Below are 25,373 nucleotides of genomic sequence, written 5' to 3' on the forward strand. Positions count from 1 at the left end.
TTGCGCTGGAAGCGCTGCCAGGGCATCCGTGTAACGCCCCGGTCACATCGGCTCACTACCCTGTGGCCACTTGCCCAACCACCCACGGATCCCCTCATGCATTTCGTTCCATCGCGCCCCCTCGTCATCGCCGTCAGCATCGCGCTCGCACTGAGCGCCTGCGGCTCCAACACCGACAGCGCCGACAACCAGCCGCTAGTGCCGCCGGCGGCGCCGGCCGACCAGGGCGCGGCCGAAGTGGCCGCCGTGCCGAGCGCCACCGCCTTCGTCGACACCATCGCCAGCAATCAGCGCGGCGACGCCCGCTACGCCACCTTGGCCACCAACGCCGGGGTGCGCATCCTCGGCGGCTTCCTGGCGGTGTGGAAGCCGTTGACCGAGCTGGTCGACGCCGGCTCCCCCGCGCCGGCGCTGGACGGCTTCCCGGCCGTGGTCGCCTCGACCTGGACCGGGGTGCCGAACGACGGCAAGCCGGACGGCACCATCGTCAACGCCGCCGTGCACGCGGCCAACATCGACTACGTGGTCCAGGCCACCGCCAACCGCAGCGCGGCGCAGGCCACGCAGGCCTATCTCGATGACCGGCGCGGCAAGGGCTACAGCGTGACCGAGGGTCTGGGCCCGCTGACCGCTGCCTGGCGCGCGGCCGCGCAGCAGACCACCACCATCAACGCGGTGGCGGCCGACGCGGTCAGCGTGCTGTACAACGACGGCGGCAACAACACCGGCGTCGCCGGCAGCGCCAACGCGGGCTTCGGCAGCGTGGTCGATCTGGTCAACCTGGTCGGCAACAACGCCTCGACCGAGCCGGCCAAGCGCTTCTACAAATACGCGCGTCCGTACCGCTGGAGCGCGGCGGTGCAGCTGCTGCCGACCTTGGTGCCGGCCAAGAGCACCACTCCGGCCACCGACGGCGGCTTCACCAGCGGCCACTCGGCCGAGGCGACGCGCGATGCGGTGGCGATGGCGTACGCGCTGCCGGAGCGCTACCAGGAACTGCTGGCGCGCGGCCTGGAGCTGGGCGAATCGCGCATCCTGGCCGGCATGCACTCGCCGCTCGATGTGCTGAGCGGTCGCATCCTCGGCCAGGCCAGCGCCGCCGCCAACCTGGCCGACGCCGCGAACGCCGCCAAGAAGGCCGCCGCCGTGACGCAGGCGCATGCGACGCTGATGGCGGCCACCGGCACCAACGCCGACAGCTTCGCCGCCTATGCGCAATCGGGCACGCCGGCCAACGACCGCTTCGCCGACTATGCGGTCAACAAGGCCAACTACCTGCGCCGCAGCACCTACGGCTTCGCGCCGATCGGGGCGGTCGGCGCCGCCGCCGTGGTGCCGAAGGGCGCCGAGGTGTTGCTGGAGACGCGGCAGCCCTACCTCAGCGATGCGCAGCGCCGGGTGGTGCTGAAGACCACCGCGCTGCCGTCCGGTTATCCGGTGATGGACGATGCGGAGGGCTGGGGCCGGCTCAACCTGTTCGCGGCGGCCGACGGTTACGGTGCTTTCAACGGCAACGTGGTGCTGGTGATGGATGCGGCCAAGGGCGGTTTCCATGCGCTGGACCGCTGGCGCAACGACATCGTCGGTAGCGGCAAGCTGGTCAAGCAGGGCAGCGGCACCTTGAGGCTGGCCGGCGCCAACAGCTGGAGCGGCGGCACCGAATTGAGCGCCGGCGTGCTGCAGGGCGATTCGGCCACCGCGTTCGGCGCGGGCGATGTTTACGTCAGCGGCGGTACCTTGATCGCCAATGCGCCGGCGCCGCTGAAGGTGGCGGGCAAGTACACGCAGCTGAGCGGCGCCACCACGCTGGAGCTGGACATCGGCGCCGCCGGCGGTCAGGGCAGCATGACGGTGGCCGGCGCCGCGACCATCGCCGGCGGCACGCTGCGGGTCAAGTTCGCCAACGGCTACAAGCCGAAGGCGGGCGACAGCATCGTCGTGCTCAGCGCCGGCAGCCTGAAAGGCAAGTTCGTCACCATCACGGTGGATGGTTATGCCAATGTCACGCCGGTCTACAGCGCCACCGGCTTGTCGCTGACCATCGGCGGCTGAGGCAACCAAGGCGGGGCGCGCTTACGGTTGGTTGAGGAACAGGCGCGCCTGGGCCAGGAACAGGTCCGGGTACTGGTAGATCGCGCCGTGGTTGGAATCCGGGTAGATGATCAGCTGCGCGTTCGGCAGGTTCTGCTGCAAGGTGAACGAGTTGACCGTGTAGTGCACCAGGTCGCGGCTGCCGCTGATCACCAGCACCGGCTGGCGGATCTGCTTCAGATAGGCGGCGGCGTCGGCGCGCGGTGCGCCCCAGGCGGCGAAGGCGGCGATCTGCGCCGGCGCGACCTTGTCGTTGACGTCCGGATCGCGCTGCGTCTGGCGCGCGCGCAGGCGGCTCAGGAAGGCGCGGCCGGCCTGCTGGCTGGCGGCGGACGGGGTGAAGAACACGTCCAGCAACAACTCGTCGGCCGGATCGTGCGGCTTCTTTAGCATGTCGAGGAACTCCGGCGTCAGCGAGGCCATGCCTTCGCCGCCGCGCGGGCCGCTGCCGACGAGGATGACGCGGCGCGCCAGGTCCGGCCGCTGCAACGCCACCTGCTGCGCCACCAGGCTGCCCAGCGAGAAGCCGAGCAGGTCGGCCTGCTTGACGTTGAGCGCGTCGATCAGCGCGATGGCGTGGCCGGCCATGCCTTCGACCGTGGCCGGCACCTCGCCCTGCGATGCGGCGACGCCGGCGTTGTCGAACAGGATCACCTCGCGCTCGCGGGCGAAGCCGTCGGTGATCTTCGGATCCCAGCTGTCCATATTGCCGACGAAGTGCTGGAACATCACCAGCGGCACGCCGCCCGGCTTGCCGAAGCGGCGGTAGGCCAGCTTGACGCCGGCGGCGTCGACGTATTGCGTCGGCGCGGTCTGGTGGGTGATCGAGGCTTGCGGGGCGGCGACGGCTTGCGCCGGGGCCGACAACGCCAGCCAGCCGGCGGCGGCCGCGAAGGCCAGGCTGCGTACGGTGGATGCGAATTTCATGATGGGTCCTTGGTTCGGTGAGTTTGTCTATCTATCGGTAGATGCACTAATACTACAAACCCCGGCCGCCGGCGTCAAGGATTTTTTCAGGGCACCGTCCGGCCATGTCCCGAAATCGATGCCGATTGTCCCCGATGCGAAGCAGGCGACGGTTCCCTTCCCGCCGCCGCGCACAGATACTGAATCGGTCCCGCTCCCCAACAGAGGAATCCGATATGACCAGCAACCAGTCCCACCCGCGCGCCGACGCGGGGCCGACGATGTCCGGCGCCGACATCATCCTGCGCGTGCTCGCCGACGAAGGCGTCGACACCGTGTTCGGCTACAGCGGCGGCGCGATCCTGCCGACCTATGACGCGGTGTTCCGCTTCAATGAGAGCCAGCGCGACACGCCGCAACGGCAGATCAAGCTGATCGTGCCGGCCAACGAACAGGCGGCCGGCTTCATGGCCGCCGGCTACGCCCGCGCCAGCGGCAAGGTCGGCGTGTTCATGGTCACCTCGGGGCCGGGCGCCACCAACGCGGTCACGCCGATCGCCGATTGCAGCGGCGATTCGGTGCCGGTGGTGCTGATCTGCGGCCAGGTGCCGCGCGCCTCGGTCGGCACCGACGCCTTCCAGGAGGCGCCGGTGTTCAACATCATGTCGGCCTGCGCCAAGCAGGTGTTCCTGATCACCGATCCGGAGAAGCTCGAAGCCACGCTGCGCGCGGCGTTCGAAATCGCGCGCACTGGCCGCCCCGGTCCGGTGGTGGTCGACATCCCCAAGGACATCCAGAACTGGGTCGGCCGCTACCAGGGCAGCGGCAGCCTGCAGTTCCGTGGCTACTCGGAGCGGTTGCGCGCCATTGCCGAAGGATCGGCGATGAGCGACGCCAAGCGCAGGAAGTTCTTCGAGCGGCTCGGCGCCAGCAAGCGGCCGTTGTTGTATGTCGGCGGCGGCGTGGTGTCGGGCCGCGCCAGCGCCGAGCTGCTGGCGTTCGCCGAGACTTATCGGATTCCGGTGGTGATGACCTTGATGGGCTTGACCGCGATGCCGGCCGGTCATCCGCTGGCGTTGGGCATGCTCGGCATGCACGGCACGGCGTACGCCAACTATGCGGTCGAGGACTGCGATTTGCTGATCGCCGTCGGCGCGCGCTTCGATGACCGGGTCGCGGCCAAGCCGCAGGCGTTTGCGCCGAAGGCGCGCTATGTCGCGCACATCGATATCGACGCGGTGGAAATCGGCAAGGTCAAGAAGGCCGATTGGACGCTGGTCAGCGATGCGGCCAGCGCCTTGCGGCGCTTGATGGCGTTCGGGCCGCAGGCTTACGACAGCGAAGGCTGGCTGGCGGAGATCGCGCAATTGAAGCGGGTGCACGCGATGAACTTCAACCGCGCCGGCGCGGCCATCCAGCCGCAGGATCTGGTTGAGAAACTCAGTCTGGTCACCGGCGGCGACGCCATCATCACCACCGGCGTCGGCCAGCATCAGATGTGGGTGGCGCAGTATTTCAGGTTCCGCCATCCGCGCAGCCTGCTGACGTCGGGCAGCATGGGCACCATGGGCTTCGGCCTGCCGGCGGCGATCGGCGCGCAGCTGGCTTGCCCGGACAAGCTGGTCATCGATATCGATGGCGACGGCAGCATCCGCATGAACATCGGCGATCTGGAGACCGCGACCACTTACGGCGTGCCGGTCAAGGTGCTGGTGATGAATAATCGTGGCGACGGCATGATCCGCCAGTGGCAGCGCTTGTTCTTCAATGACCGCATGTGCGTCAGCGACAAGTCCTTGCACCGCAAGGACTTCGTGCTGGCGGCCAAGGCCGATGGCTTCGAGTTCGCACGGCGGGTCGAACGGCCGGCCGAACTGGAGGCGATGTTGCGCAAGTTCGTCGCGTTCGATGGGCCGGCGTTTCTGGAGGTGATGATCGATGAGGCGGCGGACGTCTATCCGATGGTCGGTCCGGGCCAGACCTACAGCGGCATGGTCACCGGCGACTACATCACGCCGCGCAGCGCACCCGTGGCGTACGAACACGGCATGCCGGATCTTTTCTGACAAGGCGAACCAGCATGGAACGCGATCCAAGATATCTCAAACTGCTGGCCGTGCTGTCGGCGGCGCAGGCGGCGAGCTTCGTCGCGCTGCTTGGCGTCGCCTTACCGGTGAAGTACTTCGCCGGCTACGGCGGCGCAGTGACCACGATCGGCGCACTGCACGGCGTGCTGTGGCTGCTGTACATGTGGGTGGTGTTGGCGATGACGACCCTGAAGATGTGGCGCGGCGCGCAAATCCTGCGGCTGGTGTTCAGTCCGTTGCTACCCTTCGGCGGATTCGCCACCGCGCGCTGGATCAGTCATCTTTCCGGCGAGTGAAAGGCATCGCTTTTGCGCTTCGCCGCACGGCGCTTGTGGCGGGCGCTGCGTCCAGAGCCTTTGTTGCGCTGGGCGCCGTTTTCGGTCGCCGCACCCGTTGCGCGCGGCCCGGGTTGGGGCGGCGCAGGCGGCCGTTCGGCCCGGACGCGCGTGCCATCATTGGCGCCTCCGGCGCTTGCCTGGGGTCGTGGCGGCTGGCCGCGCCGGTCCGCCGCTCCTTCCATCAGCCGCGCTATCGCGGCCTTGCGCGCCGCCCGGCACACATCGGCCAGCAACCACGCATCGCTTCCGGGCAGACGTAGCCACACGGCCTTCCAAGCATTGCGGTTGCCGCTGCCGAACAGATTGGCAAAGCACGACGGCGAGATGGCATGCTCGCCATATTTGATCGCCGCTCCCTCCACGGCGAAATACTGCCGATGGTCGAAGCTGGCGCGCAGCCTGGTGCCTTCGGGCAGAAACACCTCCTTCCATTGGTAGCCGGACTCGGACGGCGCCACCGCCGCCTGCTTCTGTGGCGGGGGCGCCGGCTTCATATAGTTGCGGAGCGCTTCGCAGACATACGGCTCCATCCCGAACGAGTCATTCCAATGAAGACCGGTAAACTTCCCCATTTCAACCAGCAAATCGTCGGGGACGCGGATGGGGAATGCACAGCCTTTTTATTTCAAAACCCGCTGCGCCATCATCAGCAGCGCGCCGGCCACGCCGAGCGCCACCAGGAAACCGAAGTAGTCCAGGCTGGACAGCAGCACCGCCTGTTGGTTCAGCTGTTGCGCCAGGCTGGCGATCGCCGCCATCGGCGCCTGCGCGCCGTGGCTGGACGCGAACTGCTCGCCCAACTGCCCCGCCGCATGGCTGAACGCCGCGTCGTCGCCGTTGAAGCGTTGCAACAGCACCGAAAGATGCTCGCTGCTGCGCCACTGCAAGCCTAGCGCCGCCCCGGCGATGCCCAGCGAGACGCCGAACTGCGACAGCATATTCTTCAGCTGCTGCCCGTTGGCGAACGCCACCTCATCACCCTGCAAATCCATGAACGAATGCAAAGCCGTGGTCACCATCACCGGCGTGATGAAAGCGCCGTAGATCGCGATCCCCGGCCAGACGTCGCTCCACAAGCCGGCTTCGGGATTCAAGCGCATCAGCACCAGTCCCGACAAGGTCAGGAAAGTAAAGCCGGTGACGTAGAACTTCTTTGCCGACTGGTTCTTCTTCAAGATCATCGCCATGACGGCGAAGGTCGGCGCGGCGACGATCAGGCCGGCGGTCTGCACCTGACCGATCACCTCCCACGGGAAGCCGAGGCCGCCCTGCATCAGCACCGGCAGCATGTAGTTGTTCGCGCCCAGCACCATGTAGCCCAGCGTGAACACCGCCATGCCGGTCAGGTAGCGCGGAATCATCAAGCGCTTCATCACCAGCAGCGGCCGCTCATGGCCGTGCTGATGCATCGCGAAATACAGCAGCGCGCCGGCGCCGACCAGCACCGCCAGCACCAGCGGCATCGCGTCCGCATAGAAATCGTAGGAGGCGCGCAGCAGCGCGTACAGGATCAGGAAGGCGCCGCCCATCATGACCAGCGTCATCAGCGGATGCGCCTGGCTGCGCTTTTCCGCCGGCACCAGCTGGTTCGGCAGCGTGAAGCTGGCGACGACGGCGGCCAGGATCGCCATCGCCGCCAGCAGCACGAAGATCCCCGACCAGTCGCCGTGCGACACCGCGAGCGAGGCCAGCAAGGGCGCCGAGCCGTTGCCGATGGCGAGCCCGCCGGCGAAGGCGAGGATGCCGCGAAAACGTCGCGGGCTTGGCGGGATCAGTTGCACGATCAGGCGCGCGCTGGTCAGGAAGGGGCCGCCGCCGAGGCCCATCACGACGCGGCCGCCCAGGTATTGCGGGAAGGAGTCGCTGCTGGCGCACAGCGCCGCGCCGATGACGAATACCACCACCGACGCCTGCACGAAGCCGCGCCAGCCGATGCGCTCGATGATCCAGCGCTGCTTGGAGATCGCCGCGATCGCCACCACCGCGTACACCGCCGTGGCGAAGGTGAATTCCTCGGGCGAGGCGCCGATCTCGCCGAGGATCGGGCCGGAGGCGAAGGTGATCATGCCGCCTTGCAGGAACTCGATGGCGTTCAGCAGGAAGATGCAGATCAGCAGGCCGGTTTCATGCGGATGTTTGGGCGCGCTCATGTTAGTTATTCCTCGCAGCAGCGCGGTCATGGCCGCCAACGCTGGCGCCTTCGCGCCCCGCACCGCCGCCACCGCCGGCAGGGATGGCTATGCCGCTGTTGGCGGCGACGATGCGTTCGGCCAGCTGGTCGGCCTGGTCGAGCTCGCGATCGAAGACGTCGGTGGCGTAGGCCGGCCGGGTGGAGACGGTCCGCATCGCCACCGCGCCGCTGCGGTCGGCGATGTCCACCGCGACGTGCATCGACAAGCCCAGCTTGAGCGGATGCGCCGCCAGCTGCGCCGGATCGAGCGCGATGCGGATCGGCACCCGTTGCACCACCTTGATCCAGTTGCCGGTGGCGTTCTGCGCCGGCAGCAGGGCGAAGGCGCTGCCGGTGCCGGCGTCCTGCCCGATCACGCGGCCGCTGTAGCGCACCGCCTTGCCGTAGACATCGGCCGACAGCACCACCGGCTGGCCGATGCGGATCTCGCGCAACTGCGACTCCTTGAAGTTGGCGTTGACCCACATCTGCTCCGGCGGCACGATCGCCATCAGCGCCGTGCCGGCGTTGACGCGCTGCCCAAGCTGCACATTGCGCTTGGCGACCAGCCCCGACACCGGCGCCCGCAAGGTGGTGCGCGCCGAAGCGATATACGCCTCGCGCAGCTGCGCCACGGCGGCAAGCACCTCGGGATGGCTGCCGACGCCGGTCTGGTCGACCAGCGCGCCGGCGCCGGCCAACTGCTGCCCGGCTACGTCGAGCGCCGCGCGCGCGGTCTTGACCGCGTCCTCGGCGTGATGGATGTCCTCGCCGGAAATCGCCCCGCTGTCGGCCAGGCCGCGGCGCCGGGCCAGATCGGCCTCGGCGCGCGCCAGATCGGCCGCGCGCAGCGCGACGTTGGCGCGGAACTGGCCGGCGTTGGCGAACTGCGCCCGCACCTGCCGCACCGCCTTCGACAACTGCGCCTCGGCGCGCGCCAGCGCCAGCCGCGCGTCCACCGGATTCAGCTGCACCAGCACCTGACCGGCGCGCACGAACTCGGTGTTGTCGGCGCCGACCTCCGTCACGCTACCGGACACTTGGGGCGTCAGCTGCACCACGTTGCCGTCGACATAGGCGTCCTCGGTGGCTTGTTGACCGTCGGGCGCCAGCATGATCCAGGCGGCACCTGCCGCGCCGACCACCAGCGCCGCGAGCAAGGCGTTGCGTGCGTAAAAGGTTTTGTTGTTGGTTTGAGTCATGATGATCACCGCGAAGAAGGAGTGGAATAGCCGCCGCCGAGCGCGCGCGCCAATTGCATGTCGAGATCGAAGGCGCGCGTGTCGAGATCGATTTGCGCGCGCTGCTGTTGCAGCACCTGGATCTGCGACGCCAGCACCTGCAGATAGTTGCCGACGCCGGAGCGGTAGCGCCGCAGCGACAAGTCGTAGGCCTGCTGCGCCGTCTCCAGCGCCTGCGCCTGCAAGGTGCCGCGCTCGCCCAGCCATTCGATCGACACCAGCTGGCTCACCACATCGCGCAGCGCTTCGATCAGCGTCTGGTTGTAGGCCTCGACCGCGACGTCATAGTCGGCGTTGCGCAAGGCCAGGTTGCCGCGCAGCCGGCCGCCGTCGAAGATCGGCAGGCTCAGGCCGGCGCCGGCCCCGGCGATCATGCTGCCGCCTTGCAGCAGATGGCTGAAGCCCAGGCTTTGCAGGCCGATCAAGCCGTTGAGGTTGATGCTAGGATAGAACTGCGCCTTGGCCGCATCGATATCGCGGCCCAGCGACTCGACGCGCCAGCGCTGCGCCACCACGTCCGGACGGCGCGCCAGCAGCACGCTCGGCAGCATCGCCGGCACGGCGGCGGGACGCGCCAGCTTCAACTGCGGCCGCTCGATGGCCGCGCCGCGATCCGGGCCGGCGCCCAGCAGCGCCGCCAGTTGCGCCCGCACCAGCGCGATCGCCTCGTCGGCGGTGGCGAGCTCGGTGCGCGCCAGCGGGATCGCCAGCTGCGCCTGTTTCAGATCGGCCTGCGAATCGATGCTGGCCGCCACGCGCCGCTCGGTCAGCTCCAGCACTTGCCGGCGCTGGCGCAGCACGTCCTCGCCCAAGTCGCGCTGCGCGTACAGCTGCGACAGCCGCAGATAGGTCTGGGTGATGCCCACCGTCAGCACCAGCCGCGCCGCTTCCACCTCGACTTCGGCCGCTTTTTCGCGTCCCATCGCCGCATCCAGCGTCGCCTGATTCTTGCCCCAGAAATCCAACTCGTGCGAGAAGTTCAGGCTGGCCTCGTTGCTCCACTTCCACGAACCGGCCAGCGGCTTGGGCACGTTGCTGTTCTCGCTGTAGGCGACGCGGTTGCTGCGCGCCGCGCCGGTCACCTGCGGCGACAAGGCGGCGCCGGCGATGCCGGCGGCGGCGGCCGCCTGACGCACCCGCGCCTCGGCGATGCGCATGCTCGGGCTGGCGGCCAGCGCCTCGTCGACCAGCCGGTCGAGTTGCGGATCGCTGTAGCGGCGCCACCAGTCGCGCGCCGGCCAGGCGGCCGGCGAGACCTGCGCGCGCGCCAGGGTCGCGGTGGCTTGCAACTGGTCCGCGTCGCGCATGCGGGCTTGCGGCTTGAGCCCGGCGTCACTGGCGCAGCCGGCGGCCAGGGCCACTGCGGCCGCCAGGGCGGCGCGACGGAATATCGGTGTTGTGCTCATACTTCCTCCTGATGATTTGCGGCGTTGCCGCATCGATGACTCAGTATGATTTAGTACATTAGTAAATAGAATCGCCGGCAGCAGCAGCTGGCGGCCAATCGGCAGCGGTTTTGGGCCAATGCCTTGAATAGCGTTGTGCGGCTTGACATACTTGCGGCTTTGGCCACACGCATAGGGCGGAAATCGTGCAGCAAGAATCGTTACCCGACATCCTCGATCACGGCTTGCAGGTCGTGTTTTGCGGCATCAATCCCGGCGTCGACGCGGCGGCGGCGGGGCACCATTTTCTCGGCCGGGGCAACCGCTTCTGGCCGGTGCTGCATCTGGCCGGCTTCACGCCGCAGCTGATCGCGCCGCGCGACGACCGCAGCGTGCTCGGCTACGGTTTGGGGCTGACGGTGGCCGTGGCCCGGCCGACGCGCGGCGCGGATGAAATCCTCGGCGAGGAGTTCGCCCGCGCGGCGTCGGCGTTGCTGGACAAGCTGGAGTGGTATCGGCCGCGGTGCATCGCCTTCCTGGGCAAGGCGGCGTATCAGGGGATCACCGGCAAGCGGCAGGTGGAATGGGGCGAGCAGGCCGAGCGCCTGGGCGGCGCGCGGGTATGGATCCTGCCCAATCCCAGCGGACTCAATCGCGGCTTCCCGCTGGAGCGGCTGGTCGAAGCCTATGCGGCGCTCAAACGCTCGCTGTGAGGGTGGTGAGCGCCTGCGCGGTGCGCTGGCGCAAACGCGGCGCGACGAAGTCGAGGAAGGCGCGCAATTTCAGCGGCAGCGGCGCCTGGCCCTTGTGCACCAGGCTGACCGGCAACGGCGCCGACTCGAACGCCTCCAGCACCACGCCGAGCTTGCGCTCCCGCACCGCGTCGGCCACCTGATAGGACAGCACCCGCACCAGCCCGACGCCGAGGATCGCGGCGGCGATGGCGGCCTCCGACATGTTCACCGCCACCCGCGACCGCACCGGCACCGACAGCTCCGCCTTGCCGCTGCCGAACACCCAGGCGCGCTTGGATTCCAGCACCTCGAAACTGATGCAATCGTGCGCCGCCAGATCCTGCGGCCTGGCCGGCACGCCATGCGCGGCCAGGTACGCCGGGCTGCCGCACACCACCCGCCGCACCGCGCCGACGCCGGTCGCCATCATGCTGCTGTCGGGCAGCTCGCCGATGCGCACCGCAACATCGATCTGCTCGTCCATCAGATGCACCACCCGGTCGGTGAACACCAGCCGGACGTCGATCTGCGGATACGCCGCGAGAAATTCCGCCACCACCGGCAGGATGTGCAGCCGGCCGAACAAGACCGGCGCGGTGACCACCAGCTCGCCCTTGGGCGTGGCGTACTCGCCGGTGACGATGCGCTCGGCCTCGCCGATCTCCTCCAGGATGCGGCGGCAACTGGCGACGTAGGACGCCCCCGCCTCGGTCAGCGACAGCTGCCGCGTGGTGCGATGCAACAGCCGCGTGTTCAGATGCGCCTCCAGCTCCGCCACCTTGCGGCTGACGGTCGGCAGCGGCATGGCCAGCCGCCGCGCCGCCGCCGACAGGCTGCCGGCGTCGACCACCGCCAGCAGAATGGACATGGATTCCAGACGGTCCATAAACTATCTCAATAATTGGGAGAATGATTCTCGATCTTAAGGGATTCTCTTTGCAGGTGCAAGCTCCTACACTTGGTCCATGAGCTTTCCCACCAACCCAAGGAGCGCGCCGTGAGCAGCCTACCCACCACCGCCGCAGCGATCGACACCCAGCCGCTGGCCTCGCGCGGCAAGATCCTGATGATGGCGGTCATCGCCGGCGCCGTGATCACCAACATCTACTGCACCCAGCCGATTTTGCCGCTGATCGCGACGGATTTGCAGGTCGGCGTCACCACCGTCGACCTGGTGGCCGGCGCCGCGCTGCTCGGCTTCGCCACCGGGCTGGCGCTGCTGCTGCCGCTGGGCGACCGCTTCGACCGCCGCAAGCTGGTGCTGACGCAGATCGCGCTGGCCTTCGTGTTCGCCGCCGGCGCCGGCGCCGCGCCCGGCATCTGGCCGCTGATCGCGGTCTCGTTCGGCCTCGGCATCGTCAGCTGCGTGCCGCAGCAACTGGTGCCGTTCGCCGCCGTGATGTCGGCGCCGGCCGAGCGCGGCCGCAACGTCGGCGCGGTGGTCAGCGGCATCATGGTCGGCATCCTGCTGGGCCGCACCGTCAGCGGCGTGGTCGGCGCCGCCTACGGCTGGCGCGCGGTGTACGCGCTCGAAGCCGCATTCATGATTCCGGTGTTCATCGCCGCCGCCACACTGCTGCCGCGCGGCGTGCCGACCAGCAAACTCTCGTATCCCAAGCTGCTGGCCTCGCTGTGGCCGCTGGCCCGCGACCATCAGCCGATCCAGCAATCGATGATGATCCAGGCGCTGCTGTGGGCCTGCTTCAACGCCTTCTGGGTCAACCTGGCCGCGCTGCTGGCCGACGGCCCTTGGCACCTGAGCAGCGCCTGGGCCGGCGGCTTCGGCCTGATCGGCGCCGCCGGCGCGCTGGCCGCCTCGGCCGGCGGCCGCGCCACCGACCGCCTCGGCTTCCGCACCGTGATCGGCGCCAGCATCGGCATCGTCACGCTGGCCTACCTGCTGCTGGCGGGCGCCGAGTCCTCGCTGGTCTTGCTGGTGCTCGGCGTGATCGTGCTCGACATCGGCGTCCAGGCCGGCCTGGTCGCCAACCAAACCCGCGCCTTCGCCGTCGATCCGGCCGCGCAGGGCCGCATCAACAGCCTCTATATGACGGCGACTTTTTCCGGCGGCGCCGTGGGCGTGGCCATCAGCGGCTGGCTGATGACGCGCTTCGGCTGGACCGGTATCGCCGCTTTCGGTGTCGCCCTCGGCGTCATCGCCTCAGGAATCCATCTGCTGGGCACTCCGCGCCGGCAAGGATAAACGCAGTATCCCACCACTCTCAAGGAGCATCAACATGAAAGCCACCCAAGCACTTATCGCCCTCGCCGTCGCCGCCTCCGGCTTCGCCCTGAACGCCGACGCCGCCGCGCTCAACCCGAAAATCTACGGCGCCAGCGCGCCGGCCAGCGCCGCCCAGCAAGTGGTCGAGGTCAAGCCGGGCATGAAGTACGTCAACGTCGTCAACGGCCAGACCGTCACCTTCAACGTCGAAGGCCAGGCGTTCACCTGGAACTTCCAGATGTACCAGCAGGAAGGCGCGCTGCCGCTGGCCGCCATCCTGCCCAAGGAACTGCACGCGGACGGCGTGACGGTCTACGTCGCGGCGGACCCGACCTACCGCTAATCCTCGCCAGGGAGAAATCCGATGAAGCTGACTTTGCTTGTGCTGGATGGGGTCCAGGCGCTGGACGTGGCGGGCCCGATGGATGTGTTCGCCGAAGCGAATCAATTCCTCGCCGAAAAGGATCGCTACGACGTGACCCTGGTCGGCGCGCATCCGGGCGCGGTCACCACCTCCAGCGGCATGGCGTTCCAGGTGCATGCCGACTACCTGCACGCGGACGCGGCCAGCGACCTGCTGCTGGTGGCCGGCGGCCCCCGCTTCGCCGAGTACACGCCGGCGCCGGCGCTCATCGGATGGTTGCGCCGGCAGGCGCAAGGCGCGGCCCGCTTCGGCGCGGTCTGCAACGGCGTGTTCCTGCTGGGGCACGCCGGACTGCTGGAAGGCCGCGAGGTCACCACGCACTGGGACCACGCCGAACGGCTGGCCGCGCAATTCCCCGCCGCCAGGGTGCGGCCGGACAAGATCTTCGTCCGCGACGGCGAGCTGTTCACCAGCGGCGGCGTCAGCTCGGGCATCGACCTGTGCCTGGCGCTGGTGGCCGAGGACTGGGGCCAGGAACTGGCGGTGAAGGTCGCCAAGCGCCTGATCGTGCCGATGCGGCGCGACGGCGGGCAGTCGCAATACAGCCCGTATCTGGCCGTGGTGCCGCAGGAGGAATCGCTGGTGAGCAAGGTGTTCAAGTACGTTACCGACCACATCAGCGACGCGCTCAGCATCGAACAGATCGCCGACGCGGTCGGGGTCAGCCGGCGCACGTTTTCGCGCGCCTTCGCCAAGCACGCGCGGGTGACGCCGTCGGTGTTCGTCGACCAGGTGCGCATCGATTTTTCCCGCAAGCTGCTGGAGGAGACCGACCTGCCGATGAAGACGGTCGCCTATCGCAGCGGCTTCCACAGCGCGACGCAGATGCGGATGATTTTCACGCGCCAGCTCGACACCACGCCGATGCGCTACCGCGAACGCCACCGGCCGCCGGCGCGCGCAGCGGGCACCCATTTTATGTTTCACGCAAACAGGGGGATCTATGAAACTGCATCAGAATCTTGACGACTACGAGACCTTTTACGAGATGCTGGACGAGTCGCACCAACACCTCGACGCCCAGCAAAGCAAGATGCTGGACGCGCAGCTGGTGCTGCTGCTGTCCAACCACATCGGCGACATGAAGGTGTTGCGGCAGGCGTTCGCGCTGGCGCGGGTCAACGTCGAGCGCGCGCTGCCGGTGGCGCCGGCGCGCTGAGGCGCCGGGGCTGGAGGCGCCGAGGCTCAGGCCGCCAGCGCCGCGTCCAGTCCGCCTTCGCGCTCGAGCCGCGCCAGGTCGTCGTAGCCGCCGACGTGGCGCTCGCCGATGAATACCTGCGGCACCGTGCGGCGGCCGCTGCGGCGCATCATGTCCGCCATGCCGCCGGCGTCGGCGGCGATATCGATTTCAGTGGCGACGACGCCCTTTTGCGCCAGCAAGCGTTTCGCCATCGCGCAGTAGGCGCAGCTGGGGCTGGTGTAGATGGTGACCATAACGTTCTCCTCGATGAGTAAAGCCATGGCTGCCAGTATGACCGCGCCCGACGCCGGTTGGCATGCCCGCGCTTCTCAGCTTTTTGCTTTTGCGTCGCATCCGACAAGACACAGTCCACCATTCGCGCCGATGGGCATGCGCGCCGGCGCGGTGACGGTAAAAACATGCCGCCCAGTATCCACAGCGGGACGGCGCACTTTACAATAGGGTTCCGTCCATTCGCCTGTGCCGACTACGATGACCGACCACGACCGCAGCGCCCAAAGTGAACTGTTCGACACGCTGCACGACAAGCTCGACGCCCACAAGACCGAGGTCGAACGCTTCCACCAGGACGTCGGCAATTTCTCGCGCCAGGTCGCCGGCTGCGACAAGCTGCTGCGGCTGGCCAACACCAGCCTGACCCAGATCGACGCCAAGATCGCCGAAGCGGCGCGGATCGAAGCCCGGGCCGGCAGCATCGCCGGCGCGGTGGGCCAGGAAGCCGGCCGCGCGGCGGCGCAGGCGGCCGCCGCCGCGGTCGATGAACTGACCCACACCGTCGCCGCGCTGAGCGCCGAAGCCGACCAGGTGCGCCGCGCGCTGAACCGCAGCATGGGCAGGACCGGCCTGTGGCTGGGCGGCTACATCGCCTTCACGCTGACGATGTGCGTGCTGACCGCGCTGGCCGCCTACGGCCTGGCGCGGCGCGGCGCGGTCACGCCGGAGATCGCCCACTACGCCGAACTGGGGCGCGCCCACCAGAGCCTGCTGAACAAGGCCGGCGAGCGGGAACTCAAAACCATCAACGCCATCCTGGCGCGCCCGGACAAACAGAAATAAGCGCGCGCTCAGCCCGCGATCGGCGTGGCGTCGCGCTCGACGACGGCGACGACCCGGCGCAGGCGCTGCTGCGCCGGCTCCGGCCGGCCGAACAGGAAGCCCTGGAAGTGCGTGCAGCCCTCGGCCTGAAGCCGCGCCAGCTGTTCTTGCGTCTCGACGCCTTCGGCGGTGGTCTTGATCAGCAGGCTGTTGCTCAAGCCGGTGATCGCCCGCACGATGGCCAGCGCCTCCCGGCTCTCGCCCAGGTCGCGGACGAAGGACCGGTCGATCTTGATGCGGTCGAACGGGAAGGAGCGCAGATAGCTGAGCGAGGAATACCCGGTGCCGAAATCGTCCAGCGAGATGCCCACCCCCAGTGCCTTGAGCGCGCGCAGCGTCTTGACGTTGTCGCTGCTGTTTTCCAGCAGCACCGACTCGGTGATTTCCAGCTCCAGACACCCCGGCGGCAGGCCCGAATCGGCCAGCGCCAGCGCGACGATGTCGACCAGGCCGGGATGGTTGAACTGCACCGGCGACAGATTCACCGCCACCGATTCGCCGTCGACCCAGGTCATCGCCTGCTGGCAGGCCAGATTCAGCGCGCGCTCGCCCAGTTCATGGATCAAGCCGGTCTCCTCGGCCAGCGGAATGAAGTCGAGCGGCGACACCTGGCCGCGGGCGGGATGGTTCCAGCGCATCAGCGCCTCGTAGCCGGAAATGCGCCGGCCCTGCTTGTCGACGATGGGCTGGTAGTGCATCTCGATCTGGCCCAGATGCAGCGCGCAACGCAAGTCGGCTTCGGTCTGGCGGCGGACGCGCGCCGCCTCCTCCAGCTCGGGCCGGAACACCTCATGCCGATTGCGCCCATTGCGCTTGGCTTCGTACAGCGCCATGTCGCCGAAGCGCAGCAATTCCTCCGCCGTGCTGCCGGCGTTGGACGAGGCGATGCCGATGCTCAACCCCACCGTGAAACTGTGCTCGTCGATGACAAACGCCGGCGCCACCGCATCGATCAGGCGCTCGGCCAGCCGCTTCGCCTCGTCCAGGCTGCGCAGCCCCGGCGACACCACGGCGAATTCGTCGCCGCCCAGACGCGCCAGCGTGTCGTGTCCGCGCAAGTGTTTTTGCAGGCGCTTGGCCAGTTCCAGCAACAGCTTGTCGCCGTAGGCGTGGCCCAGCGCATCGTTGACGTTCTTGAAGTTGTCGAGGTCGAGACAGAGGATGGCCGTCATGCTGCGGCTGGCGCCGTCGGCTTTCAAGGCCGCTTCCAGCCGCTGGTGGAAGAACGCCCGGTTGGGCAGGTTGGTCAGGCCGTCGTGCTGGGCCATGTGATGGATCTGCGCGTAGGCGGCCAGTTGCTCGGTCACGTCTTCGCTGATCAGCAACATGTAGTCGCCCTCGCCATCCGGGCGGCTGCCGCGCACCGTCCGGCTGCGCAGCATGCGCGGCCCGAGCGCCGTCACCGCCTCGCTCTCCTGCGGCGCCATGTCGGCCCCCAGCCGGCCCTGCGCGAATTGCGCGTCGATATACGCCGCCACCCCGGGATGCAGGCAGTCGCGCAGCGCCTGGCCCGCCATGTCGATCGGCGCGCCATGGAACAGTTGTTGCGCCTGCTGGTTGGCGAGCAGGATCTGTTTGCTGCCGCAATCCTGGGCCAGCACGCTGGCCGGGATGTTGGAAATGACCGAATCGAGGAAACGCGACAGCGACGCCATCTGCTGGCTGTAGCGCTCCGCCAGTTCCTTCGCCTCCAGCAGCTTGCTTTCCTGGCGGCGCCGCTCGGTGACGTCGCGGGTGATCTTGGCGAATCCGACCAGCTCGCCATCCGGGCCGTGGATCGCATCGATCACGACGCTGGCCCAGAAGGTGGTGCCGTCCTTGCGCAGCCGCAGGCCTTCATCCTCGAACCGGCCCTGTTCGCGGGCGGTCGCCAGGTTGCGCTCGGGGACGCCGGCCGCCATCGCATCGGCGGTGTAGAAGCGCGAATAATGTTGGCCGACGATCTCATCGGCCGTGTAACCTTTGGCGCGTTGCGCGCCGGGATTCCAGTTGGCCACGACGCCGTCCGGCGTCAGCATGTAAATCGCGTAGTCGAGCACGCCTTCGACCAGAACGCGATACATCAAATCGGAATTGGCAATAATCTGGGTCATGGCGGTGGTCGGACATCGATACGGGGAAGCATCTCAGTCTGGCGTCATAGTTTCCATGCGTCAAGTAATCCCGACGCGGCGATCTATAGATACTCTATGGAAACCACCAATGAAAAAACCCCACAACTCGGAAAGTTGCGGGGTTTTGTACCTTCCCTACGACGCGGACGCCTTAGAACGGAATGTCGTCATCCATATCCGAGAAGTTCGGCGCCGGGCGCGGGGCCGGGCGTGGCGCCGGGGCCGGTGCGGCCATCTGCGGGCGCGGGGCCGGCGCAGGGCGTTGCTGCTGTTGCGGCGCCGAATCGTAGCCGCCGTCGTCCATGCCGCCGCCTTCACCCATGCCTTGACGGCCACCCAGCATTTGCATCTGCTCGGCGATGATGTCGGTCGCGTACTTCTCTACGCCGTCCTTGTCGGTGTACTTGCGGGTCTGCAGACGGCCTTCGACGTAGACCGACGAACCCTTCTTCAGGTACTGGCCGACGATTTCCGCCAGGCGGCCGAAGAACGAAATGCGGTGCCACTCGGTCAGCTCTTTCTGCTCGCCGGTGTTGCGGTCCTTCGATTTGTACGATGTCGCCACCGCGATGTTGGCGATCGCGTCACCGCTGGGCATGTAGCGAATTTCCGGATCGCGACCCAGATTGCCGACGATGATGACTTTGTTGACTGATGCCATGTATAAAACTCCTGAGTAACGGCGGCCGCGCGTGGCGGGCGGTTGATCAATGCGAAACGACGATTATACACCGCCGGGACTGGCAAATTCCGTAGTCGTCCCCACCTGTCGCGTTCTGCGCCGAGTTGAACCGACGCAAGAGAATACTGGTATTATATACAGTGTCAAGCGCCGCGAACACGATGCAGATCAAGCTCGGCGCAAGTAATCAAACCCGGCTATAGTGACGGGTTGACTCTAGAGGCCAAAATCAATGGAATACATCCGCATCCGCGGCGCACGCACGCACAATCTCAAAAACATCAATCTCGACCTGCCGCGCAACAAGCTGATCGTGATTACCGGGCTGTCCGGCTCCGGCAAATCGTCGCTCGCTTTCGATACGCTGTACGCCGAGGGCCAGCGCCGCTATGTGGAATCGCTGTCGGCCTACGCCCGCCAGTTCCTGCAGCTGATGGAAAAGCCCGACGTCGACCTGATCGAAGGCCTGTCGCCGGCCATCTCGATCGAGCAGAAAGCCACCTCGCACAATCCGCGTTCCACGGTGGGCACCGTGACCGAGATCCACGATTACCTGCGCCTGCTGTACGCGCGCGTCGGCACGCCCTACTGCATCAACCACCCGGACAACGCGCTGGCCGCGCAGACCGTGTCGCAGATGGTCGACGCGGTGCTGGCCATGCCGGACGAGACCAAGCTGATGATCCTGGCCCCGGTGGTCGCCAACCGCAAGGGCGAGCACTCCGATCTGTTCGAACAGATGCAGGCGCAGGGCTTCGTGCGCTTCCGCGTCCAGAGCGGCACCCACGACGCCAAGATCTACGAGGTCGACGACCTGCCGAAGCTGAAGAAAACCGAGAAGCACACCATCGACGTGGTGATCGACCGCGTCAAGGTCAGCGCCGACATCAAGCAGCGCCTGGCCGAAAGCTTCGAGACCGCGCTGCGCCTGGCCGACGGCCGCGCCGTGGCGCTGGAAATGGACGGCGGCGCGGAGCACGTCTACTCCAGCAAGTTCGCCTGCAACGAGTGCGGCTATTCGCTGCAGGAGCTGGAACCGCGGCTGTTCTCGTTCAATAACCCGATGGGCGCCTGCCCGGAATGCGACGGCCTCGGTCACATCGAGTTCTTCGATCCGAAGCGCATCGTCGCCTTCCCCAACCTGTCGCTGGCCTCCGGCGCGGTCAAGGGGTGGGACCGCCGCAACCAGTTCTACTTCCAGATGCTGTCGAACCTCGCGGCCTACTATGAGTTCGACCTCGACCTGCCGTACGAGCAGTTGCCGAAGACCGCGCAGGAAGTGATCCTGCACGGTTCGGGCAAGACCAATATCCCGTTCACCTACGTCAATGAGCGCGGCCGCGCCGTGGTCAAGGAACACGCCTTCGAAGGCGTGGTCACCAATCTGTCGCGCCGCTACCGCGAGACCGATTCGATGGCGGTCAAGGAGGAGCTGGCGAAGTTCATCAACGAGAAGAAGTGCCCGTCGTGCGAAGGCGCTCGCCTGCGCATCGAGGCGCGCTACGTCAAGGTCGGCACCGGCAAGCAGGAGAAGGCGATCTACGAGATCTCCGAGAAGCCGCTGCGCGATACCCTGTCGTTCTTCGAGCAGCTGAAACTGAAGGGCGCGAAGAAGGAGATCGCCGACCGCGTGGTCAAGGAAATCATCTCGCGGCTGCAGTTCCTCAACAACGTCGGCCTCGATTACCTGTCGCTGGACCGCAGCGCCGACACGCTGTCGGGCGGCGAGGCGCAGCGCATCCGCCTGGCGTCGCAGATCGGCTCCGGCCTGACCGGCGTGATGTACGTGCTGGATGAGCCGTCGATCGGCCTGCACCAGCGCGACAACGACCGCCTGATCGAAACGCTGAAGCACCTGCGCGACATCGGCAACAGCGTGCTGGTGGTGGAGCACGACGAGGACGCGATCCGCACCGCCGACTACATCGTCGACATGGGCAAGGGCGCGGGCGTGCACGGCGGCGACATCATCGCCCAGGGCACGCTGCAGGAAATCCTGAAGAACAAGAATTCGCTGACGGCCCAGTACCTGAAAGGCACGCTGAAGATCGCGGTGCCGAAGAAGCGCCATGTCGCCGACGAGGACAAGCAGCTGGTCATCACCGGCGCCACCGGCAACAACCTGAAGAAGGTCAACCTGCACCTGCCGGTCGGCCTGATGACCTGCGTGACCGGCGTCTCCGGCTCCGGCAAGTCCTCGCTGATCAACGACACGCTGTATCCGGCGCTGTCGCGCCACCTGTACGGTTCGCAGACCGAGCCATCGCCGCACGATACCATCAGCGGCCTGGAACACTTCGACAAGGTGATCGCGGTCGACCAGGCGCCGATCGGCCGCACCCCGCGCTCGAATCCGGCCACCTACACCGGCCTGTTCACGCCGATCCGCGACCTGTTCGCGACCGTGCCGACCGCCAAGGAACGCGGCTACAGCGCCGGGCGCTTCTCGTTCAACGTCAAGGGCGGCCGCTGCGAAGCGTGCCAGGGCGACGGCGTGATCAAGGTCGAGATGCACTTCCTGCCGGACGTCTACGTGCCGTGCGACGTCTGCCACGGCAAGCGCTACAACCGCGAAACGCTGGAAGTCCACTACAAGGGCAAGAACATCACCGAGATCCTCGACATGACGGTCGAAGACGCGCACGAGTTCTTCAAGCCGGTGCCGCTGATCGCACGCAAGCTGCATACGCTGCTGGACGTGGGCCTGGGCTACATCAAGCTGGGCCAGAGCGCGACCACGCTGTCGGGCGGCGAGGCGCAGCGCGTCAAGCTGTCGCTGGAGCTGTCCAAGCGCGACACCGGCCGCACGCTGTACATCCTGGACGAGCCGACCACCGGCCTGCACTTCCACGACATCGACCTGCTGCTGAAGGTGATCCACCGCCTGCGCGACCAGGGCAACACGTTGGTCATCATCGAGCACAATCTGGACGTCATCAAGACCGCCGACTGGATCGTGGACCTGGGGCCGGAAGGCGGCGCGGGCGGCGGCAAGATCATCGCCGCCGGCACGCCGGAGGATGTGGCCAAGAACCCGGCCAGCGTCACCGGCAAGTATCTGGCGCCGCTGTTGAAGTAGAGCCATCATGAAACGGGACGCCACGCCCTCGCCGCTCGATCAGATGATCGACATCGTGCAGCATCATGTGCGGCGCGACGGCAGGGTGGCGACGGCGATCCCCTTCCTGTCGCTGCTGCACGCCTCGCAGCCGACGCCGGTCACGCGGGGCGTGCTCAAGCCGTCGTGCTGCATGATCCTGCAAGGGAGCAAGCGGCTGCACCTGGCGGCCGAGGTGCTGGACTACGGACCCGGCGAATACCTGGTGGTGTCGGTGGATCTGCCGGCCGCCGGCCATGTCGTCGTCGCCTCGTCCGACCAGCCCTACCTGTTGCTCAACCTCGAACTCGATCCGCAGGAAATCGCCGCCGTGGTGCTGGAGGCGCGACTGTCGATGGAAGCCCCTGAACCGGTGCGCGGCGCCTTCATCGGCCGTTCCGACGCGCCGTTGCAGGAAGCCTTGTACAAGCTGGTGCGCCTGCTCGACGCCCCGGCGCCGGAGGCGGCGTTCCTGGCGGTGGGCCTGAAGCGCGAGATCATCTACCGCCTGCTGACCGGCGCCAACGGCCGCCAGCTGTACCAGAACATCGTGCTCGATCAGCAGGATCGCGGCATCGGCAAGGCCATCGCCTGGCTCAAGCAGCACTACGCCGAGCCGGTCAAGGTCGAGGATCTGGCGCAGGCCACCAATATGAGCGTCTCGTCGCTGCACCACCGCTTCAAGGCGGTCACCACGATGGGGCCGATGCAGTACCAGAAGCAGCTGCGGCTGCAACAGGCGCGCAACCTGCTGCTGCAAGGCGATATCGACGCCTCGACCGCCGCCTACAGGGTCGGCTACGAAAGCCAGTCGCAATTCAGCCGCGAGTACCGGCGCCTGTTCGGCGCGCCGCCGATGCAGGACATGAAAAAACTACGCACGCCATGAAGCTCAACAAAACACACTTGCTGCCGGCGGGCCTCGCGCTGTTCGCCATCGCCGCCATGGGGCTGCTGGCCGACAAGGCCTGGTCGGAGAAACAGCAGCAGCTCGACCTGATCACCAATGTCTACAAGGACCACCTGTCGCGGCCCGAGGTCAGGCAGGCCAGCCAGATGCCGGCCGGCTTCTACTCGCAGGAACTGGAATCGCTGGTCACCGCCAACAGCCATCTGTGCGACAGCCTGGCGCGCGGCGACGAGATCTGCGGTTATGGCGCCGATGGCGACGTATTCCTCGATACGCAGGAAACCGGCCCGGGTCTCGACTTCGAAAAATCCGGCTTCAAGGCCGAGCGCACCGGCGACGACGCGGTCGAGGTGAACTTCAACGTCTACCCGGAACACGGCGAGGCGTATGCGCGGCGGCTGACGTACCAGCTGGTCCGGGTGCCAGGCGGCTGGCGCGTCGACGACGTGCGCTTCGCCAACGGTACCACGATGCGGCAGGAGATCCAGCGCGAGAACGAAGCGGTGCTGGCCAACGCCAGCGACCTGCCCGACACCGCGTCCTGGGTGTTCCACTACCTCGGCAACGAGGACGCGATGGAACGCGCCACGCGCTTCATCGCCTTCCCGGTGCAGGTGTGCGACGAATACGGCAGCTGCGCCGGCATGCGCAAGGACGATCCGAGATTGCTGCAGGCGCTCGACGCCCTGCGCTCGGTCTACTACGGCCACGCCCCCGGCGAAGAAGGCCTGCGCCCGTTGCCGAAGGTGGCCCAGGCGCCTAGCGCCGAAGGCAAGGTGGTCGCGGTGGACGCCCTCGACTTCAGCTTCCAGGCCCGGGCCTGGTGGATCACCAGGATAGACCTGAGCAGGGTTACTGCGCAGCGGTGACGCGCGTCTGCTTCGCTTTCTCGACGGCCACCCACTCCTTGACGTGGGTTTCCAGCACATCCATCGGCAGCGCGCCGGCGCCCAGCACCTGGTCGTGGAAGCGGCGAATGTCGAAGCCGGTGCCCAACTCCTTGCGGGCGTAGTCGCGCAGCGCCAGGATCTTCAGCTGGCCGATCTTGTAGCCCAGCGCCTGCCCCGGCCACACGATGTAGCGGTCGGTCTCGCTCTGTACTTCCACTTCCTCGATGCCGGAATGGTCGTGGAAGAAGTCCACCACCTGCTGGCGGTTCCACTGCTTGTAGTGCAGGCCGGTGTCCACCACCAGCCGGATCGCGCGCAGCATCTCGTCCTGCAAATGGCCGTAGTAGCTGTAAGGGTCTTTATAGAAGCCCAGCTCCTCGCCCAGACGCTCCGAGTACAAGGCCCAGCCTTCGGCGTAGGCGGTGTAGTTGCCCTGCTGGCGGAAGGTCGGCAAGCCTTCGATCTCCTGCGCGATGGTCAGCTGCATGTGGTGGCCCGGCACGCCTTCATGCAGCGCCGTGGTTTCGATGTCGATGGTGGAGCGGTGCTCGAAATCGCCGGTGTTGACCATCACCCGGCCCGGACGCTTGCCGTCCGGCGAACCGGGCATGTAAGCCGCCGCCGACGCGCCCTTCTCGCGGAACTCCTCGACCGGCTTGATCTCCACCTTCCCCTTCGGCAGCACGCCGAACTGGTTGGACAGCTGGGTGTACATCTGGTCCGTGTATTTCTGATACAGGTCGATGATCTCCTGGCGCGATGTCGGATGCAGCGCCGGGTTGTCGGCCACGGCCTTGTTGAACGACTTCAGATCCTGGTAGCCCAGCTTCTGCGCGGTCGCCAGCATCTGGCCCTCGATGCGCGCCACTTCAGCCAGGCCCAGTTGATGGATCTCTTCCGGCGTCATGTCGGTGGTGGTCGACGACTTGGCCTTGTAGGCGTAGCGCGCCGCGCCGTCGGGCAGCGACCACATGCCCACGTCCTTGCGGCCGTGCGGAAGGTATTTGCCGCCGGTGTAGATGGCCAGCTTCTTGTACGCCGGCGCCACGTCGTTCTTCACCGCCGCCAGGATCGCCTTGCTCAAGCGCGCCTTGTCGGCGGCCGAGAAATCTTTCGGGAATTTCTTCAGCGGCTCGGCGTAGGGCGAGTCGGCCGGCTTCATCGCCGCCACATCCTCGCACTGCTTGACGATCTTCGGAATCAGGAACTGCGGCGGCATCAGCTTGTCGTGCACACCCTTCTCCATCTGCACGCGGGTCTGCTCGAACAGCTTGGGCAGCGCGTGCAGGCGCTTGATGTAGTCCTCGTAATCCTTGACCGTCTCGAAGTTCAGCGCCGAGATGATCATCGGCCCGTCGATGTGGATGCCGGAGTTTTGCGCCAGCGGCATCTCCCAATCCTTGAAACGCGCGCCGTCGATGGTCTGACGCAGCTGGCGCAGCATCAGCTCGCGGTTCAGCTGCTCCTGCAGCGGGAAGCCGGCGGTGTCGATCGCTTCGAAGCGCTTGAGGAAATCGGCGCTGGCCTTCAGGTCGGCATCGATGCCGGCCTGCGAAAAGTCGGACCACTTGTCGTTGTAGCGTTTGTCGCCCATCAGCGACGCCCATTCGGGGCTGGTGCGCATGGTGTATTCCCATTGCTCCTTGATCAGCGTGTTCAGCGCCGCGCGGCGGCCCTCCAGGTCGGGGGCGGTATCGGCGGCATGGGCCGCGCCCAGGATCAGTGAGAACAACAGGGCGCTGGCGGCGCCGATGCGGGTGGTGGTGTTCATGTCGGCCTATCCA

22 protein-coding genes are annotated in these 25,373 nt (G+C 67.0%); 12 read left to right on the plus strand and 10 right to left on the minus strand.

What is annotated here, in order from left to right; translation table 11 throughout:
• Window positions 1-96 precede the first annotated feature (96 nt).
• Window positions 97-2,052 carry a phosphatase PAP2 family protein gene (locus GW587_RS02490; protein ID WP_166098115.1) on the plus strand — a complete coding sequence of 652 codons (1,956 nt, stop codon included), beginning with the start codon at window positions 97-99 and terminating at the stop codon, window positions 2,050-2,052.
• 21 nt (window positions 2,053-2,073) lie between these two features.
• Here the strand turns inward: GW587_RS02490 and GW587_RS02495 are convergent, their stop codons facing one another.
• Window positions 2,074-3,018: an alpha/beta fold hydrolase gene (locus GW587_RS02495; RefSeq protein WP_166098117.1), complete on the minus strand. Its 945-nt coding sequence runs from the start codon at window positions 3,016-3,018 to the stop codon at window positions 2,074-2,076.
• Window positions 3,019-3,278: 260 nt separating this feature from the next.
• On the opposite strand from GW587_RS02495, the gene ilvB reads away from it, so the two are divergent.
• Together ilvB and GW587_RS02505 are read left to right on the plus strand one after the other, a co-directional pair.
• The gene (gene ilvB, locus GW587_RS02500) at window positions 3,279-5,063 is read left to right on the plus strand and encodes a biosynthetic-type acetolactate synthase large subunit (protein ID WP_166099085.1); all 1,785 of its coding nucleotides are present in this window, start codon (window positions 3,279-3,281) and stop codon (window positions 5,061-5,063) included.
• 14 nt (window positions 5,064-5,077) lie between these two features.
• Complete coding sequence (locus tag GW587_RS02505; protein ID WP_166098119.1) at window positions 5,078-5,380, plus strand: DUF3817 domain-containing protein; 303 nt, start codon at window positions 5,078-5,080, stop codon at window positions 5,378-5,380.
• Here the strand turns inward: GW587_RS02505 and GW587_RS02510 are convergent.
• Genes GW587_RS02510 through GW587_RS02525 form a run of 4 tightly spaced genes read right to left on the minus strand, consistent with a single transcriptional unit; the run spans window position 5,362 to window position 10,239 of the window.
• Complete coding sequence (locus GW587_RS02510) at window positions 5,362-5,994, minus strand: hypothetical protein (RefSeq protein ID WP_166098122.1); 633 nt, start codon at window positions 5,992-5,994, stop codon at window positions 5,362-5,364. The genes GW587_RS02505 and GW587_RS02510 overlap by 19 nt on opposite strands.
• A 48-nt stretch (window positions 5,995-6,042) precedes the next feature.
• Window positions 6,043-7,572, minus strand: a complete 1,530-nt coding sequence (locus tag GW587_RS02515; protein WP_166098124.1) for an MFS transporter — start codon at window positions 7,570-7,572, stop codon at window positions 6,043-6,045.
• A 1-nt stretch (window position 7,573) separates the two neighbouring features.
• Window positions 7,574-8,794 carry an HlyD family secretion protein gene (locus GW587_RS02520; RefSeq protein WP_166098126.1) on the minus strand — a complete coding sequence of 407 codons (1,221 nt, stop codon included), beginning with the start codon at window positions 8,792-8,794 and terminating at the stop codon, window positions 7,574-7,576.
• Between the two features lie 5 nt (window positions 8,795-8,799).
• Window positions 8,800-10,239 (minus strand): efflux transporter outer membrane subunit, encoded by a 1,440-nt coding sequence (locus tag GW587_RS02525; protein WP_166098129.1) that lies wholly within the window; start codon window positions 10,237-10,239, stop codon window positions 8,800-8,802.
• A 185-nt stretch (window positions 10,240-10,424) separates the two neighbouring features.
• Here GW587_RS02525 and mug point away from each other — a divergent pair, with 185 nt between their 5' ends.
• Window positions 10,425-10,931 (plus strand): G/U mismatch-specific DNA glycosylase, encoded by a 507-nt coding sequence (gene mug, locus GW587_RS02530; RefSeq protein ID WP_166098132.1) that lies wholly within the window; start codon window positions 10,425-10,427, stop codon window positions 10,929-10,931.
• Here mug and GW587_RS02535 read toward each other — a convergent pair.
• A complete protein-coding gene (locus GW587_RS02535; protein WP_166098135.1) occupies window positions 10,915-11,838 on the minus strand; it encodes a LysR family transcriptional regulator in 924 nt (307 codons plus the stop codon). The genes mug and GW587_RS02535 overlap by 17 nt on opposite strands.
• A gap of 111 nt (window positions 11,839-11,949) precedes the next feature.
• Between GW587_RS02535 and GW587_RS02540 the strand changes: the two genes are divergently transcribed.
• From GW587_RS02540 to GW587_RS02555, 4 genes are read left to right on the plus strand one after another with little or no spacing between them, the layout of a single operon-like run.
• Window positions 11,950-13,155, plus strand: a complete 1,206-nt coding sequence (locus GW587_RS02540) for an MFS transporter (RefSeq protein WP_371875534.1) — start codon at window positions 11,950-11,952, stop codon at window positions 13,153-13,155.
• Between the two features lie 34 nt (window positions 13,156-13,189).
• Window positions 13,190-13,519, plus strand: a complete 330-nt coding sequence (locus tag GW587_RS02545) for a CzcE family metal-binding protein (RefSeq protein WP_166098137.1) — start codon at window positions 13,190-13,192, stop codon at window positions 13,517-13,519.
• 21 nt (window positions 13,520-13,540) lie between these two features.
• Entirely contained in the window at window positions 13,541-14,566 is a 1,026-nt protein-coding gene (locus tag GW587_RS02550; protein ID WP_166098140.1) for a GlxA family transcriptional regulator, read from the plus strand.
• The gene (locus tag GW587_RS02555) at window positions 14,544-14,759 is read left to right on the plus strand and encodes a DUF2783 domain-containing protein (RefSeq protein WP_166098143.1); all 216 of its coding nucleotides are present in this window, start codon (window positions 14,544-14,546) and stop codon (window positions 14,757-14,759) included. Before GW587_RS02550 ends, GW587_RS02555 begins: the two co-directional genes overlap by 23 nt.
• Before the next feature lie 26 nt (window positions 14,760-14,785).
• On the opposite strand, the gene grxC is transcribed toward GW587_RS02555, so the two are convergent.
• Window positions 14,786-15,034: a glutaredoxin 3 gene (gene grxC, locus GW587_RS02560; protein ID WP_166098146.1), complete on the minus strand. Its 249-nt coding sequence runs from the start codon at window positions 15,032-15,034 to the stop codon at window positions 14,786-14,788.
• Window positions 15,035-15,272: 238 nt separating this feature from the next.
• On the opposite strand from grxC, the gene GW587_RS02565 reads away from it, so the two are divergent.
• Entirely contained in the window at window positions 15,273-15,857 is a 585-nt protein-coding gene (locus GW587_RS02565; RefSeq protein ID WP_166098148.1) for a hypothetical protein, read from the plus strand.
• 8 nt (window positions 15,858-15,865) lie between these two features.
• Here the strand turns inward: GW587_RS02565 and GW587_RS02570 are convergent, their stop codons facing one another.
• Window positions 15,866-17,989: a putative bifunctional diguanylate cyclase/phosphodiesterase gene (locus GW587_RS02570; RefSeq protein WP_207393309.1), complete on the minus strand. Its 2,124-nt coding sequence runs from the start codon at window positions 17,987-17,989 to the stop codon at window positions 15,866-15,868.
• A gap of 172 nt (window positions 17,990-18,161) precedes the next feature.
• A complete protein-coding gene (gene ssb, locus GW587_RS02575) occupies window positions 18,162-18,671 on the minus strand; it encodes a single-stranded DNA-binding protein (RefSeq protein ID WP_166098151.1) in 510 nt (169 codons plus the stop codon).
• Between the two features lie 253 nt (window positions 18,672-18,924).
• Between ssb and uvrA the strand changes: the two genes are divergently transcribed.
• From uvrA to GW587_RS02590, 3 genes are read left to right on the plus strand one after another with little or no spacing between them, the layout of a single operon-like run.
• The gene (gene uvrA / locus GW587_RS02580) at window positions 18,925-21,771 is read left to right on the plus strand and encodes an excinuclease ABC subunit UvrA (RefSeq protein WP_166098153.1); all 2,847 of its coding nucleotides are present in this window, start codon (window positions 18,925-18,927) and stop codon (window positions 21,769-21,771) included.
• Between the two features lie 7 nt (window positions 21,772-21,778).
• Window positions 21,779-22,678, plus strand: a complete 900-nt coding sequence (locus GW587_RS02585; protein WP_166098155.1) for an AraC family transcriptional regulator — start codon at window positions 21,779-21,781, stop codon at window positions 22,676-22,678.
• Window positions 22,675-23,568: a hypothetical protein gene (locus tag GW587_RS02590; RefSeq protein WP_166098157.1), complete on the plus strand. Its 894-nt coding sequence runs from the start codon at window positions 22,675-22,677 to the stop codon at window positions 23,566-23,568. Before GW587_RS02585 ends, GW587_RS02590 begins: the two co-directional genes overlap by 4 nt.
• Here GW587_RS02590 and GW587_RS02595 read toward each other — a convergent pair.
• A complete protein-coding gene (locus GW587_RS02595; protein ID WP_166098160.1) occupies window positions 23,552-25,360 on the minus strand; it encodes a DUF885 domain-containing protein in 1,809 nt (602 codons plus the stop codon). The genes GW587_RS02590 and GW587_RS02595 overlap by 17 nt on opposite strands.
• Window positions 25,361-25,373: the final 13 nt, after the last annotated feature.

This window comes from Duganella aceris, assembly GCF_011090165.1.
Taxonomy (GTDB): Bacteria; Pseudomonadota; Gammaproteobacteria; order Burkholderiales; family Burkholderiaceae_D; genus Rugamonas; species Rugamonas aceris.

Coding starts and splice junctions, on each gene's coding strand:
- GW587_RS02490 (WP_166098115.1), top strand. CDS start 97: ATGCATTTCGTTCCATCGCGCCCCCTCGTCATCGCCGTCAGCATCGCG.
- GW587_RS02495 (WP_166098117.1), bottom strand. CDS start 3,018: ATGAAATTCGCATCCACCGTACGCAGCCTGGCCTTCGCGGCCGCCGCC.
- ilvB (WP_166099085.1), top strand. CDS start 3,279: ATGTCCGGCGCCGACATCATCCTGCGCGTGCTCGCCGACGAAGGCGTC.
- GW587_RS02505 (WP_166098119.1), top strand. CDS start 5,078: ATGGAACGCGATCCAAGATATCTCAAACTGCTGGCCGTGCTGTCGGCG.
- GW587_RS02510 (WP_166098122.1), bottom strand. CDS start 5,994: ATGGGGAAGTTTACCGGTCTTCATTGGAATGACTCGTTCGGGATGGAG.
- GW587_RS02515 (WP_166098124.1), bottom strand. CDS start 7,572: ATGAGCGCGCCCAAACATCCGCATGAAACCGGCCTGCTGATCTGCATC.
- GW587_RS02520 (WP_166098126.1), bottom strand. CDS start 8,794: ATGACTCAAACCAACAACAAAACCTTTTACGCACGCAACGCCTTGCTC.
- GW587_RS02525 (WP_166098129.1), bottom strand. CDS start 10,239: ATGAGCACAACACCGATATTCCGTCGCGCCGCCCTGGCGGCCGCAGTG.
- GW587_RS02535 (WP_166098135.1), bottom strand. CDS start 11,838: ATGGACCGTCTGGAATCCATGTCCATTCTGCTGGCGGTGGTCGACGCC.
- GW587_RS02545 (WP_166098137.1), top strand. CDS start 13,190: ATGAAAGCCACCCAAGCACTTATCGCCCTCGCCGTCGCCGCCTCCGGC.
- GW587_RS02550 (WP_166098140.1), top strand. CDS start 13,541: ATGAAGCTGACTTTGCTTGTGCTGGATGGGGTCCAGGCGCTGGACGTG.
- GW587_RS02555 (WP_166098143.1), top strand. CDS start 14,544: ATGAAACTGCATCAGAATCTTGACGACTACGAGACCTTTTACGAGATG.
- grxC (WP_166098146.1), bottom strand. CDS start 15,034: ATGGTCACCATCTACACCAGCCCCAGCTGCGCCTACTGCGCGATGGCG.
- GW587_RS02565 (WP_166098148.1), top strand. CDS start 15,273: ATGACCGACCACGACCGCAGCGCCCAAAGTGAACTGTTCGACACGCTG.
- GW587_RS02570 (WP_207393309.1), bottom strand. CDS start 17,989: ATGACCCAGATTATTGCCAATTCCGATTTGATGTATCGCGTTCTGGTC.
- ssb (WP_166098151.1), bottom strand. CDS start 18,671: ATGGCATCAGTCAACAAAGTCATCATCGTCGGCAATCTGGGTCGCGAT.
- uvrA (WP_166098153.1), top strand. CDS start 18,925: ATGGAATACATCCGCATCCGCGGCGCACGCACGCACAATCTCAAAAAC.
- GW587_RS02585 (WP_166098155.1), top strand. CDS start 21,779: ATGAAACGGGACGCCACGCCCTCGCCGCTCGATCAGATGATCGACATC.
- GW587_RS02590 (WP_166098157.1), top strand. CDS start 22,675: ATGAAGCTCAACAAAACACACTTGCTGCCGGCGGGCCTCGCGCTGTTC.
- GW587_RS02595 (WP_166098160.1), bottom strand. CDS start 25,360: ATGAACACCACCACCCGCATCGGCGCCGCCAGCGCCCTGTTGTTCTCA.